The 13,115-nt window shown below is 68.2% G+C and carries 11 protein-coding genes and 2 pseudogenes; 10 read left to right on the forward strand and 3 right to left on the reverse strand.

Going from position 1 to position 13,115, the window contains the following annotated elements; translation table 11 throughout:
- A partial coding sequence (locus tag ACIQBL_RS45440) for a glycosyltransferase (protein ID WP_401954222.1) occupies nucleotides 1-931 on the forward strand: 931 nt, incomplete at its 5' end.
- The gene (locus ACIQBL_RS45445; protein WP_401954224.1) at nucleotides 921-1,892 is read left to right on the forward strand and encodes an isopenicillin N synthase family dioxygenase; all 972 of its coding nucleotides are present in this window, start codon (nucleotides 921-923) and stop codon (nucleotides 1,890-1,892) included. The genes ACIQBL_RS45440 and ACIQBL_RS45445, both read left to right, overlap by 11 nt.
- A gap of 29 nt (nucleotides 1,893-1,921) precedes the next feature.
- Here ACIQBL_RS45445 and ACIQBL_RS45450 read toward each other — a convergent pair whose 3' ends face one another.
- Nucleotides 1,922-3,883 (reverse strand): glycosyltransferase, encoded by a 1,962-nt coding sequence (locus tag ACIQBL_RS45450; protein ID WP_401954227.1) that lies wholly within the window; start codon nucleotides 3,881-3,883, stop codon nucleotides 1,922-1,924.
- Nucleotides 3,884-4,085: 202 nt separating this feature from the next.
- On the opposite strand from ACIQBL_RS45450, the gene ACIQBL_RS45455 reads away from it, so the two are divergent.
- The 3 genes from ACIQBL_RS45455 (at nucleotide 4,086) to ACIQBL_RS45465 (ending at nucleotide 6,982) form a co-directional block, all read left to right on the forward strand.
- A complete protein-coding gene (locus ACIQBL_RS45455; RefSeq protein WP_401954513.1) occupies nucleotides 4,086-5,294 on the forward strand; it encodes an MFS transporter in 1,209 nt (402 codons plus the stop codon).
- 652 nt (nucleotides 5,295-5,946) lie between these two features.
- Entirely contained in the window at nucleotides 5,947-6,171 is a 225-nt protein-coding gene (gene rpmB / locus ACIQBL_RS45460; protein ID WP_401954515.1) for a 50S ribosomal protein L28, read from the forward strand.
- A 541-nt stretch (nucleotides 6,172-6,712) separates the two neighbouring features.
- The gene (locus tag ACIQBL_RS45465; RefSeq protein ID WP_401954229.1) at nucleotides 6,713-6,982 is read left to right on the forward strand and encodes a transposase; all 270 of its coding nucleotides are present in this window, start codon (nucleotides 6,713-6,715) and stop codon (nucleotides 6,980-6,982) included.
- A gap of 2 nt (nucleotides 6,983-6,984) precedes the next feature.
- Here ACIQBL_RS45465 and ACIQBL_RS45470 read toward each other — a convergent pair.
- Nucleotides 6,985-7,798 (reverse strand): annotated as a pseudogene (locus tag ACIQBL_RS45470) (ISAzo13 family transposase); the annotation flags it as partial.
- A 164-nt stretch (nucleotides 7,799-7,962) separates the two neighbouring features.
- Between ACIQBL_RS45470 and ACIQBL_RS45475 the strand changes: the two are divergent.
- From ACIQBL_RS45475 to ACIQBL_RS45495, 5 genes and pseudogenes are all read left to right on the forward strand, one after another.
- Nucleotides 7,963-8,973 (forward strand): streptomycin biosynthesis protein, encoded by a 1,011-nt coding sequence (locus tag ACIQBL_RS45475; protein WP_401954231.1) that lies wholly within the window; start codon nucleotides 7,963-7,965, stop codon nucleotides 8,971-8,973.
- Between the two features lies 1 nt (nucleotide 8,974).
- Nucleotides 8,975-9,226 (forward strand): annotated as a pseudogene (locus ACIQBL_RS45480) (IS30 family transposase); the annotation flags it as partial.
- Between the two features lie 916 nt (nucleotides 9,227-10,142).
- The gene (locus tag ACIQBL_RS45485; protein WP_401954234.1) at nucleotides 10,143-11,171 is read left to right on the forward strand and encodes an ATP-binding cassette domain-containing protein; all 1,029 of its coding nucleotides are present in this window, start codon (nucleotides 10,143-10,145) and stop codon (nucleotides 11,169-11,171) included.
- A 3-nt stretch (nucleotides 11,172-11,174) separates the two neighbouring features.
- Nucleotides 11,175-11,990: an ABC transporter permease gene (locus ACIQBL_RS45490; protein ID WP_401954236.1), complete on the forward strand. Its 816-nt coding sequence runs from the start codon at nucleotides 11,175-11,177 to the stop codon at nucleotides 11,988-11,990.
- Nucleotides 11,991-12,029: 39 nt separating this feature from the next.
- A complete protein-coding gene (locus tag ACIQBL_RS45495; protein WP_401954239.1) occupies nucleotides 12,030-12,803 on the forward strand; it encodes an ABC transporter permease in 774 nt (257 codons plus the stop codon).
- Between the two features lie 118 nt (nucleotides 12,804-12,921).
- On the opposite strand, the gene ACIQBL_RS45500 is transcribed toward ACIQBL_RS45495, so the two are convergent.
- On the reverse strand, nucleotides 12,922-13,068 hold the full coding sequence (locus ACIQBL_RS45500) for a hypothetical protein (RefSeq protein WP_401954242.1): 147 nt from the start codon (nucleotides 13,066-13,068) through the stop codon (nucleotides 12,922-12,924).
- Nucleotides 13,069-13,115 lie beyond the last annotated feature (47 nt).

A 13,115-nucleotide genomic window follows, 5' to 3' on the forward strand; every position in this document is an offset into this window, starting at 1 on the left:
CCTGGGCTACCAGCTGGGCCGGCACTACGACGGCACTCTCCAGGCCACCGTCCGCCCCGAGCGGCTCGCCACCCTGGCGCCGGGCGACGGGCCCGTGCCCGGCGACGCGCCCCGGGTGCGGGTGGTGGTGCCGTTCCGCGACCGGGGCCCGGGGCTGCGCCTGCGCAATCTGCTGGCCTGTCTGCTGGCCCTGCGCGACCAGTCGGTGCCGCGTTCCTTCTACCAGGTCGTGGCGGTGGAAACGGACGACGAACCCCGCTGGCGTGACGTTGTCCAGCCCCGTGCCGACCACTACCTTTTCGCGTACAAGCCCGGCAGCTTCAACAAGTCCTGGGCGGTGAACGTCGGCGCGGTGAACGCCCCGGGCCAGGCCGACATCCTCTGCGTCCTGGACGCGGACGCTCTGGTCGACCGCGACTTCATCGCGCGGAACGTGGCCCGCTTCCACCAGCCCGGCACCATGGGCCACCTCAGCTACCGCGACATGTGGTGCCTCGACGAGTCCGCCACCTCCTGGGCGATCGAGGAGCGGCTGTGGCGGGGCGCCGGGCAGGTGGACGCCGAGCATCTGCGGGCCTTCGTGCTGCGCCGCCCGCCCGGGTGCTGCGTCTGGGTCCGCACGAGCGCCTTCCACCGCATCGGCGGGATGGACGAACGCTTCGAGGGCTGGGGCGGCGAGGACAACGACTTCGCCTACCGGATGGACATCAACTCGGCCTTCGACCACTACGACGACCCGCTGTTGCACATGTACCACCCATCCTCCGCGGTGCTGCGGGAGGACGGCGAACTGGTCAATGCCCATATCCCCGCGCTGAGCTGGGGGCCCTCCGCGGAGCCCATCGGCGACGTCCACCGGTTCGCGCGGGCGGCCGGAACCGAGCCCCAGCACGAACCGCACGAACGAAGGGCAGACAGCCATGTCTCGTGACATACCCGTTCTGGACCTGACCGAGTGGCGCACCGAGGCCCCACCCCGCCGCGCCGGGATCGCGGCGGCACTGGACGCCGTCCTGCGCGAAACCGGCCTCTTCCTCCTGAGCGGCCACGGAATCCCACAGGAGCTCACCGACCGCATGCGGGTCACGGGCCGGGAGTTCTTCGCCCTGCCCGCCGAGAACAAGCGGAAATACGCCGTCGACCGCCCTTACGACAACGGCTGGCGGGGCCTCGGCGCGCTCGACGTCGGTGCCGTCGACGGCCAGGCGGGCACCCCCGACCTGCACGAGGCGTACCACGTCGGGCCCTCCCACCGCACGGGCGACGCCACGTACGACGCGCGGTACTACCCGGGCAACAAGTGGCCGGCGGAACAACCCGCGCTGCGGGAAACGGCGTTGGAGTACACCGGGCACATGACGAGGGTCGCCCACGAGGTGCTCGCCGTCCTCGCCGCGGTCCTCGGCCTCCCGGACGACTACTTCACCTCGCGCTCACAGCGGGCGACCTGGACCCAGAACGTCAACTGGTACCCCTCGCTACGGGCCGTCGGCGGCGTGCTGGAGGGACAGATGCGGGTCGGCCCGCACACCGACTTCGGCACGCTGAGCCTGCTCGACCGGCAGCAGGGGGTGGGCGGACTGGAGGTCTGGAACGAGGCGGACGGCTGGTACCGGCCGCCCTTCGAACCGGGCACCCTGGTCGTCAACCTCGGTGACCTGATGAACCTCTGGACGGACGGTCGGTGGCGCTCCCTGCGCCACCGGGTCCTCGCCCCCAGCAACGCCGCCCCGGACGAGGAACTGGTCTCCCTGGTCTATTTTTTCGAGACCGACCCCGACACGGAGGTCGTCCCGCTGGCGGCGCCCGTGGGCGGCGGCGCGGGCATGAGCCCAGTGATCGCTGGAGAGTCGATCCTGGAAAAGGTCGGCGCGAGCCTCTCCCTGGGCTGACCCTCCGGGGCGCCCGCGGCGTCCTCGTCTCAGCCGGAGTCCGGCAGGACGGCCTCCGCCCAGGCCGAGCGGCCGTCGGGCCCGGTCGTCAGCACGGCGAGAGCGTCGTCACCGGAGGACCGGGCCGTCCGGCCGGTGAACCAGTCACAGTCTTCCCGCGTCAGGACGGTGACCTCGCCGTCCGGGGCGGTCGGCACCAGCTCGACCCGGCTCGCATGCGGCGCGTGCCACCGTACGACCACGCCGTCGCCGTCCCGCCGTGCGCCGCCGTGCCCGGCGTCGAACGGCGCGGCCTCGTCCCCGCCCGCACGTACCGGGGTACGCCCCGCGGGGACGGCGTTCGCGGGCGGAGTACCGGCCACGCACGCGGCGAACACCGCCAGGAACCGCTCCGCGGCGGCCTTCCAGGTGAAGCTCCGGCCGGCTTCGACCGCAAGCACCCGCAACTTCTCGATACGCCCGGGGTCGCGGTGCCACAGGTCCAGCACCTGGGCCAGCCCGGTGTGCACCGCCTCCGTCAACAGCGGGTCGTCCACCCGGAAGGACCGCGGCAGCGCCAGCCCGGTCGCCGCCGGCGCGTCGAGATCGAAGGAGTGCCGGAAGTGCCGCATCCCGCGCTGGGCCGTGGCGACGGGCACGCAGCCGCTCGCCATCGCCTCGCCCATCGCCATCAGGAAGGTGTCCATCTCGAACTTGGACGGGAAGACACAGAAGTCACTCGATACGGCCCAGTCCTTGATCTCGGCGTTGCTCATCGGCCCGGTCTCGATCCGCACCAGCTCCGGGTAGCCCTCGGCCAGCGCCGTCAGATCCGGATCCTCCGGGGGCCGCGGCGCCAGACAGTGGAAGAGCACATTGCAGCGCCCGCCCTCGTCGAGCAGCGCGCGGACCCCCTTGAAAAGCTCCTGCTGCCCCTTGTGCTGCACGGAGTAGCGCGCGTTGTGGTAGATCGTCGGCAGCCCCGGATCCAGCCCCAGCCCGCTGAGCGTCCGCGCGCGGACCTCGTCGTCGCGCCGTACGTCCAGCCACTCGTCGCCGATCGCGCAGCCCCCCACCACCAGCAGCTGCTCCCGCGCCGCCAACTCCCGCCGTACGGCCAGCCGTTGGAAGAGCTGCTCGAACGGTGTCTCCGCCTGGGTCAGCGCGTGGTCGAGCTGTCCCTCCGAGAGGAAGTCCATCGCGGCCACGGACCGGACGACCAGCCCCAGCATGGTGATGTAGTCGTGCCCCGGCCGCTCCGGATAGTCCTGGTAGAGCAGGGTCCGCGGCAGGAAGGCGCGCATCGCCCGCTCCAGGGACGAGTCGAGAGGCGGGTCGGCGAGCCCGTCGGCGACCGACGCGTCCGCGCCCTCGCTCTCCAGCACGCCGCGCACCTCGGGGCCGTACACCTTGGTGTTGACGGCCATGTTCGTCTGCACGGTGGAGACGACGTGGAAACCGTGCCCGGCCAGCAGGCCGGGCAGGAGGTAGTGGTAGAAGGGCTCGTGCAGGTGGACGAGCGTGCCCGCCCTCACCTGTTCCCGCACATAGCGGGCCGCCACCACCTGGAACACCAGTGGCTTGAGGAAGTCCAGGCTGTGGCCCTTGAGTTCGCGGGGCGGGTAGAAACTGTCGGGGTGGTTGTCGAGCATGCCACCGCTCAGCAGCACGATGTCGATGCCGTCCACGGTGATCCGGTGGGCGCGCGCGGTGACGTCCAGGGTGACCGTCTCGGGGAACCCGGGCCACTCGGCGGGGTCAAGCCGCACGGGTATCCGGTCGGCGAAGCGCCAGTCCAGGTCGGTGACGGTGTGCTTCTCCGCGATGACGTCCAGCAGACCGTGCGCGGCGGTCACCGCCCCGGTCTCGTGCCCGGCGGCCTTGAACTGCCGGACGAGGTTCCACAGATAGACAGAGGTGCCGGCCTTCACCAGATGATCGTCGAATCCACTGAACTCGAAGTGACACTCGATGATGCGCAATCGCCCGCCCTCTTCGTTAGCTTCGGCCATCGAACACTGATCATCCCGCATGGGTCAGGGGAATTACCGAAGGGATTTCAGCCACTTTCCCGGCGGGTGATCCACTGGGCGGCAGCACGTGAAAGCCTCACTGAAAACTTCGCCGAAAGGGCATGGCAGGCATATGACAGACGGGACTTCCCGACTCGACGCGGGGCTTGATGTGGGCAGCGGTCCGGGTGAGGGGCGGCGGATGCCGAGCGGGCTGGTCGCACTGGCGCTGGGAGGGTTCGGCATCGGGCTGACCGAGTTCCTGATCGCCGGACTGCTGCCGCAGGTCGCGTCGAGTTTCTCGGTGTCTGAGGCAGCCGCGGGCTGGCTGATCTCCGGCTACGCACTAAGTGTCGCGATCGGCGCGATAGCTCTGACCGCAGCGACGACTCGGCTGCCCCGCAAGAGCGTCCTGGTCGGCCTGGTCGCCCTGTTCGTCCTCGGCAACCTACTGTCCGCGATCGCCCAGAACTATCCAACGATGATGCTCGGCCGGATCGTCGCGGCCCTGTGCCACGGCTCGTTCTTCGGTATCGGCTCCCTGGTGGCCCGCGCCCTGGTGGTCCCGGAGCGTAAGTCCCGCGCGGTGGCGATCATGTTCGCCGGGCTGACGGTGGCGAACGTGCTGGGCGTCCCCTTTGGCGCCCTGGTCGGCGAACGCTGGGGCTGGCGGGCGGCCTTCTGGGCGGTCACCGGCATCGGCGTCCTCGCCCTGGCCGGAATCGTCGTCCTGGTCCCGGCATGGGCGGGCCAGCCGCAGGAAACCGGGACCGGGGCGGGCCAGCGCCTCGCGGCAGCACCCACAAGCCTGCGCGCCCAGTTCCGCGCCTTCCGCTCCGCGCAGGTCTGGCTCACCCTCGCAGCCACCGCCCTCAGCTACGGAGGCATGTTCGGAGCCTTCAGTTACATCGCGTACACCTTCACCGAGGTCGCCGGCTTCTCAACCGGGGACGTCTCCTGGTTGCTGATGGTCTACGGCGTCGGCCTGGTCGTCGGCAACATCATCGGCGGGCGGGCCGCCGACATCGACCGCGACCGAGCCCTGCTGGTGGCCCTGGTCGGCCTCACCGTCACGCTGTTCGTCTTCGGCCTGCTGGCCGCCAGCGCCACCGCGACCGTGGTCCTGGTCTTCCTGATGGGTGTGTTCGGTTTCGCCAGCGTCCCTGGCATGATCACCCGCGTCACCGACGCCGCCCACGGCGCCGCCCTCGCCGCCAGTGCCAACGTCTCCGCCTCCAACGTCGGCAACGCCCTCGGCGCCTGGCTCGGCGGCCTGGCCATCACCGCCGGCTTCGGTTACGCCTCCCCTCTCTACGTTGGCGCCACCATTGTCCTGATCTCCGTCGGCGTGATGGCCGTAGCCGCGCACCAGACCCGACGGACGGCACCGGGGTCCGGCCCCCTTCGGTGAGTCGATCGGCGGCCTGCGTGTTCGGCCGGCCAGTGTGATGCGCCACACACGTCTGGCTGTGGGGCTGCTGGGGTCGGTGCCGGTGATCGTGGCCGACTGCGGCTACGGCCGCGGTGTCTCCCTCCGCCCGGCCCCTGCACCAACTGACCGATGCGGGTACCTGCTGCGAAACCGTCATCTGGAGCCAGGGCAGCGAAGGGCCGATGACCTCGTACTGCCTTTGCGGACCCTCCTGGTCGAACAGCCCGAGGGATCGGCGCAGCCCACCGGTTACTGGGGAGCGTGGTCGAGGCCGAGCGGCGGGGCCGTCCGGCGCAGTTCCTTGCTACCGTAGACCTCGTCGTCGGCCAATCAAGGGGCCTTGACGCCTACACCGTGGGCGTGACCGTGCCGACTGGCGTATGTAAGGTTGGCGGGACACCTCAGCCGCTGTCAGACGATCGCTTGCCGACGATCACGTTCCTGACCGGCAAGAGCCCCCGTTCGTGACCCGCACCACCCCCGCCACCTGCAACGTCAGGTTGAAACCTCCCACTGCCCACGGTGTGAAAACGGCGTTGGAGGGTGTGTTAAACTTGCTTGGTCTGTCATCGTCGTTTAGTGCGCATCTGGTCGAATGTGCGGCGACCCGTTTCTGGAAGTGGAGATTTTAATGGCTCAGCGTTGCGATGTTTGTGGCAAGGAGCCCTCTTTCGGCAAGAAAGTCGCTCGCTTGGGTAAGAATGCCATCCACCGTAGGGTGCAGGGGCGTTCGGCGCGGAGGTTCAATCCGAACGTGCAGCCTATGAAGACGACGGTCAACGGTACACCGACCCGACTGAAGGTCTGTACGTCTTGCCTGAAGAAGGGCAAAGTAGAGCGTCGCGTTGCTTCGTAGCTGATAGATCGCAACTTGACTGCGAGCGAGCATCAACACTTCTTGTAAAAGATGAATCACATTAGGTCTGCAGTCGTCATGCGATCAAAAGACTTGTTGTGGGATGTTCGGCACTTTTTGCGCATTCGGCAGGGCTTTGCACGCAAACCGGCCCTGATGAGTGGTCATAGTCCGGGATGATGTTTGGGCGGCATCCGGTCATGATTCGGGTGGGGCTCCGTGTGTCGGTTGCCTTGAGGATCAGCAACGGCTCATCGATCGGCTGACACGCAACGCACAGGTTGGTTAAGCCTCCACCGTTGGGCCTTCATTTCCGGCCGGTATTAGTCTCGATCATGCATGAGGGTCCGTCAACTTGACTCGTTGACGGACCCTTTTCGTTTGGGTTTGAGTGGAGGCATCTGCCGGAGAGCAGGCCGATGGCCCGGTAGTCATGTCGAATGGGCGCAAGGCTCCACGTCTGCGATGAGGGGCGGCGCCGAGCGCAGTGGCTCCGGTGAATTGGGCAGCCGCCCTTGGCCGAAGAGGCCTCGGCACGCAGATGCTCGCCCTGCTTGTCCAGCTGGAAGCCGCCTGCGCCGCCGCTGACCAGCTCGCCGAGGCGGTGGAAGAGGCATTCCCGCAGCACCCGGACGTCGAGATCCCGCTGAGCTTCCCCGAACTCGGCATCCAGCTCGCCGCCCGCATCATCGTTGAGGTGGTGGGGGACCACCACACCCGCTTCGCCGACTCTCGCGGCATGAGAGCGTACGTGGGCTCCTCGCTCATCACCAGGGGCTCCGCCAAGAAGTCGGCCATCACCCGGCGCTGAGTGAAAAACGACTGTGTTACTTCCGATCCGGTGGCGTGAGCGGAGGTGGCCGGCCCGTTCTTCCAGGCGCGTTCGCGGTAGCCGTTGCGGCCTCCCGCATTGGGAGTGATCGGCAGGCCGGAAGCGGTCGGGTAGTGGTGCTGCCCCTCGTCTTCCCGTCAGCGGTGCGGGGTGGCCACGGCGAAGGCGCTGGTGCCGCAGCCGACCGAGACCCAGCCTGTGTCTGCGCTGATGTCGTGGATCCCGTGCGGCATCGCCATCAACGCGCTCATTTCAGGCAAGTCGTGGGCCGGACCCGGACAGGCCGTCCGGTCGGGTGCCACTCGCCTCCGACGATCGCGTAGTCACCCAGGGCCCCCTTTTTCTTGGCGCCCACGCTGATGTCCGGCTGCCCGGCCGCGGTGAACTCGTTGACCCAGTTGTTGATGTAGTGGAACTGTGTGTCCCGGTCGGGGTGCCGGGTCCTCTCGGTGGTGCGCCAGGTGCCCTGCAGCGAGAACCCCTCGGCCGTCAACAGGACGGCCACCGCAACGGCGACTCCTGATCTCCCCGCTGCCCCGGCTCGACCAATGCCGACGGGGCCGGCAACAGCGCCGCATCGGCATCCCGCAACCGCTTGCGGCCTCCGCCCCCGCCAGGACACGGCCACCGGACTCCTCACCCTGCTCCCACTCACGCAGTCCGTGCGACACCGTGGACGCCGCCACCCGAGGCTCCGGCCACCGTGCGAACCCCCACCGCGCCCTCGCACCCGGGCCGCAGCCCCAGGCGCCGCTTATCCAGATGCCGCAGCAGCAGCCCGAACGCGTCCGCCACAACCTGATCCTGCGGGCCAACAGGCCTTGCAAACAATGGAGTTATGTCTCAACAACCCTCTGGGGGTTGACGCCGCCATGAAAAGACTGCGGTTAGCGGGCGGCCGCCAGGGGCATGATCAACGAAAGCGCTTTCAGTGCCGAGATACTGAACGAGGAGTCGGTATGACCCAGCCTGACGTTGTTGTTGCCGTCGATGACACGTGCATCCGGCCCTACGAACTATCTGATGAGCGGCAACTGGGTGTGGACGATCGCGGCCCCGTCGTCCGCATCGGGATCGAGCAGATTGAGTTAGGGGATTCCCCGAGGTTGAAGGAGATTGACGAGGCGCATGTACAGCTCCTCGCGGACGCTGAAGATGCGTTGCCCCCGATCACCGTTCATCGGTCTACTCTCCGGGTGATTGATGGCGCGCATCGTGTGCGAGCGGCGATAGCCAGGGGGGAGACCTCTGTCAGGGCTTGGTTGTTCGACGGGACGGATGATGAGGCCTTTATCCATTCCGTCCGGGCCAACAATGCGCATGGGCTGCCCCTGACTGTCTCGGACCGTCGTGCGGCGGTGGTGCGCCTTCTGCGGGCGCGCCCCGAGTGGTCGGATCGAGCCATTGCGACCACGGCGGGTGTCTCGGCGCAGACTGTCGGCAAGGTACGCCGTTCAACTGTCAGCGCCACTCAGTTGAACGGGAGGGTGGGGCGTGACGGGCGTGTCCGGCCGTTGAGCACGGCAGAGGGGCGACGCAAGGCCGAGGAGATCATGACAGCCAGGCCCGATGCCTCACTGCGTGAGGTTGCCAGGGAAGCCGGACTGTCCCCGGGGACGGTGAACGACGTCCGCCGTCGATTGCGAGACGGCAAGGATCCCGTCATGGCCGCCAAGGTGTCGTCAGCGAACAGTACGCGGCATCGAGTGGTGAACAACAGGATATCGGCAGCGTCGAATTCCGACTTCGTGCTCTTCTGGAAACAGTTGAGCAAGGATCCGTCCCTGAACCTGACGCGTTTCGGCCGCAACCTACTGACTCTCTTGCGGGCATATAGTCTGGATGAAGGAGTGGCGGATTCGGTTCCCGTGCACTGCGCGCAGAAAATGGCCGCGGTGGCGAAGCAGTGCTCCATCACTTGGGGCATCATTGCCGAACGCCTGGAGCGGCGCGGCGAGTTGCACTCATAGGAAGCAACTGCGCCGCCTTTCGGCATGGGACTGCGGCAGATTACTGGCCCAGCATGCCCGACTACGCATCGACGCGGGGCCGCAGGTATACCTCGACGACCCGCACAGGCCTTGGCAGCGGGGCACGAACGGGAACACCAACGGCCTGCCGCGGCAATCCCTTCCCAGGGGAACGGATCTGTTGCGATGGGATCCCGACGAGCTGCACGCCGTTGCTCTCGCGCTCGACAACAGGCCCCGCACGACAGTCCATCGTGAAGATCGGCCGTACACCACTTCCTGGATACAGCTCACGGTTACCCGTGCCTGCAGTTGAGCGTCGGAAATATCCGAGGGGCAGGGGCGGCGGTAAATCGGCCCGAGAGCCGAGCCGGGGTGGCTGCCCGTCGGGCCAGGCTGGATCCGGCCTCTCCGCGCGGTCCCGCTCATCACCGGCGCAGAGAAATGGGACCGGGGCGTGGAGCTGGGGAGGCGCATGGTGCGGCTGCGCACACGGTGCATGCGGTATGGACCGCCCTCGTGTGCCTGCTGGGCGGTGGCCCTTGGCGCGGGCCGCGATTCCGCCCCGGCCCGTCTCGATCTCGTACGACGAGGAGGCCGAGGCTCTCTGCCTCGACGAGGGCAGGATCGCCCCCTCACCTCCTCCGTGGCCCGGCAGTTCCAGGCCGGGGGGCCGTCCGGGTGCTTCAGCCGTGGTTCGAGCGGCGGGTTGCCGGCGGAGGTGGGGATGCTGGAGGCCGTATGCACGAGGGCCTGGACGCAGGAGTGGTCCTCGGCACTGCTCAAGCTGATCGCCGTGCTGGAGCTGCTCGCTGAACCGGAGCCGCGGCGGGCGGAGTTGAGGGCTCAGCCGCGGGAGGGCGACACACCGATCGGGCGTCCCGGACCGAGGGACGCAGGTGTGCTGCCGGCGCGGAGGGTCACCCGTCGGCCGGCCTCGGTACTCGATCACCACGCGGAGGGCCCGGACAGGCAGTTCGCCCTGATCCGACCTCGCGTGCGCAACGCGTGGACCAGGAGCGGACTTCATCGACATCCCGTCCGCACCCATAGACCTTCGTGATCACTCGCTTGATCACTCGCTTGACCCGTCTCGCGGATTTTCTAGACTCAAGCCGGCCCGAACGAACCTCGTCCGGTACATCGAAGGGTGGCTGATGGCGGTTCCGGTGATCCAAGCCCGTGGCCTCTCCAGGGTCTTCCGCACAACCGTCCGCCGTCCCGGTCTCGGCGGCGCCCTGCGTTCGCTGGTGAACCCCGAGCGGGTGGCGAAGACCGCGGTCGCAGACGTCTCTTTCACCGTCGGGGCGGGGGAACTCCTCGCGCTGCTCGGACCCAACGGCGCGGGGAAGTCCACGACCATCAAGATGCTCACCGGGATCATTGCCCCCACGTCCGGCGAGGCGCTGGTCGCGGGGGTGGTCCCGCACCGTGAGCGCGAGCGCAACGCGCGCAACATCGGGGTGGTCTTCGGGCAGCGCACGCAGTTGTGGTGGGACCTGCCGGTGCGTGAGTCGTTCGCCATCCTGCGCGACATCTACGGGGTGGACGACGCCGAACACCGCGCCCGCCTCCAGGAGTTCGACGAACTCCTCGAACTGTCCTCGTTCTGGGACACCCGCGTCCGGCATCTCTCCCTCGGGCAGCGGGTCCGCAGTGATCTCGCCGCAGCCCTGCTCCACGACCCGCCTGTGGTCTTCCTCGACGAGCCGACCATCGGCATGGACGTCGTGGTCAAGGAGCAGGTACGCGACTTCTTACGGCACCAGGTCGAGCAGCGGGGCCGTACCGTCCTGCTCACCACCCACGACATGACCGAGGTGGCCCGGCTCGCCGAGCGCGTCGTGCTGATCAACCATGGCCGGATCGTGCTGGACGGTTCACTGGACGAGATACGTCGACGATTCGGTGGCACCTGGCAGGTGCAGGTCACGCTCGCCGACCCCGACCCCGACACCCGCCTGGAGCCGCCCGCCGGGATCGCGCTGCTGCGCCGCGAGGGTCCCCGATTGGTGTTCGGGCCCCAGGACTCCGCTGCCCCGATCACCGTGCAGGGTGCGCTGAAACGGATCATCGAGCGGTACGAGGTCTCCGACATCGCGATCGAGGAGAACGACCTCGAAGACGTGATGCGGACCGCTTATCTGAAGGCCCCCGAACCCGCCCAGCCCACCGAATCCGCGCTGCGGAGCGGCTGAACCATGGCCGGCAGCGCCACGGGCGCCCTACGGGTCGCGAGGATCACCCCGCTCGGCGAGGTCCTCGCCCCGCCCCGCATCACCGCCAATCTGCTGCGGCTCGCCGTGCAGATCCTCTTGGTCGTCGCCCTGTGGCGGGGCCTGTACGCCGAGGTCGGGGACGGAACCAAGGCCGGGCTGAGCCGTGAACAGGCCGTCAGCTACGCGGTGCTGGCTGTCCTCGCTACCCCCATCCGCGGCCTGGACCGCAATGCCTCCCGGGACTCGGTCCTCCAGCATCTGCACTTCGGCACGATCATCTACTGGTTCCTGCGCCCACTACCGCCCCGTCGCTACTACGCGCTGCGCGCGCTCGGCGACCAGCTCTACGGCCTGATCTGGCTGCTGGCCGGCTGCGTGATCTGCCTCGCCGCCGGGGCGGTGCAGCCCCCGGCCTCGGCCGCCGTCGCCGCCGTATCGGCGCTGAGCCTGCTGCTCGGGCAGTGGGTGCTGTACTACGTGATGCTGCTGATCGATCTGTGCTGTTTCTGGACGCTGCGCAACCAGGCGGCCCTGCTCATCCTGCTGTTCGCACAGGATCTACTGTCCGGGGTCTTCGCGCCGCTGTGGTACTTCCCCGGCTGGTTCCAGACGATGAGCAGCTTCCTGCCCTTCCAGACCACGCTGGCGGTCCCGCTCTCCCTGTACGTCGGACGGATCCCCCTCGCCGACGCGCTGCCCCAACTCGCCCTCCAGGCGGGGTGGGTGGTCCTGTTCGCCGTACTGACCCGGCTTCTGTGGCACCGTGCCGCCCGGCGGGTCGTCTCCCAGGGAGGATGACCGAGCGTGCCGAAATCGGCTTGGGGAGTGGCCTGGCGGATGACCAGGCTCAACTTCCGCACGCAGCTGGAGTACCGCGTCGAGTTCCTGATGACGATTGCCATCGGGGCGGTCTGGCAGGTCGCGGTGATCGTCTTCGCGACCGTGCTGCTCACCCAGTTCTCCGGGATGGGCGGCTGGACCGCTGCCGACGTCCTGCTGATCGTCGCCATGCGGATGCTGGCGCACGGCCTGTTCGTGCTCTTCTTCGGCCGGCTGCCCGCACTGGCGCACCGGGTCCAGGAGGGGCTGATCGACGCCTGCCTGGTGCGGCCCATGCCGGTCTACCGTCAGGTCCAGCTGCACTGGTTCCCCACCCACGCCATTGGCGACCTGGCAGTCGCCACCAGCCTCTTCTCCTGGGCCATCGTCCGTAGCTCCCTGGAGTGGACCCCGGGCCGGATCGCCTTCCTGGTCGCGGGGGTGCTGGGCGGCATGCTGGTGGAGGCCGCTCTCTTCACCGCGCTGTCCAGCGCCGCGCTGCACTACCCGGCCACCTCTTACTGGAGCAGCTGGCTGGAGGAGCTGATGGGCACCTTCGGCAGCTACCCGCTGAACATCCTCCCGAAGGCCGTCTCGGCTGCGCTGACCTACGTGCTGCCGCTGGCGTTCATCGCATACTTCCCGGCCGGGGTGCTCACCGGGCACGGCTCGGCGCTGGGCGTACCCGTGTGGGTGGCGGCCTCTGCACCGCTGTTCGGGTTGGCGGGGTTCATCGGGGCCCGGTTGCTGTGGAACTGGAGCCTGCGGCACTACACAGGCGTCAACGGCTGAGGGCGGACAGGCAGCGCGGACACTGGCACGGCGGCCAGGTCATCGTACGAAGTGTGAGCGCACCACTGGCTCATTTTTCCAGGCTCTGCTGACCTCCAGAGATCTTCAATGGCTGGGGTTACGGCGGCTGGAAGTCGAGTCCGGTCTTGGCGAGGCCGGCCGGCGATCTCGGGACGGCGGGGCCGCCGGGCTGCTGCTGTGCGCCATCCAGAAGGCGGGTGTGGTCGGTCTCGGTGAAGCCCTTGTGCCGGCCCTTCGTCCTCACCCTGGAAAAGCAACGCTGAAAACGCTCAATGGCTTCAGCACCTTGAT

The organism is Streptomyces sp. NPDC088350 (genome assembly GCF_044753545.1).
Taxonomy (GTDB): domain Bacteria; phylum Actinomycetota; class Actinomycetes; order Streptomycetales; family Streptomycetaceae; genus Streptomyces.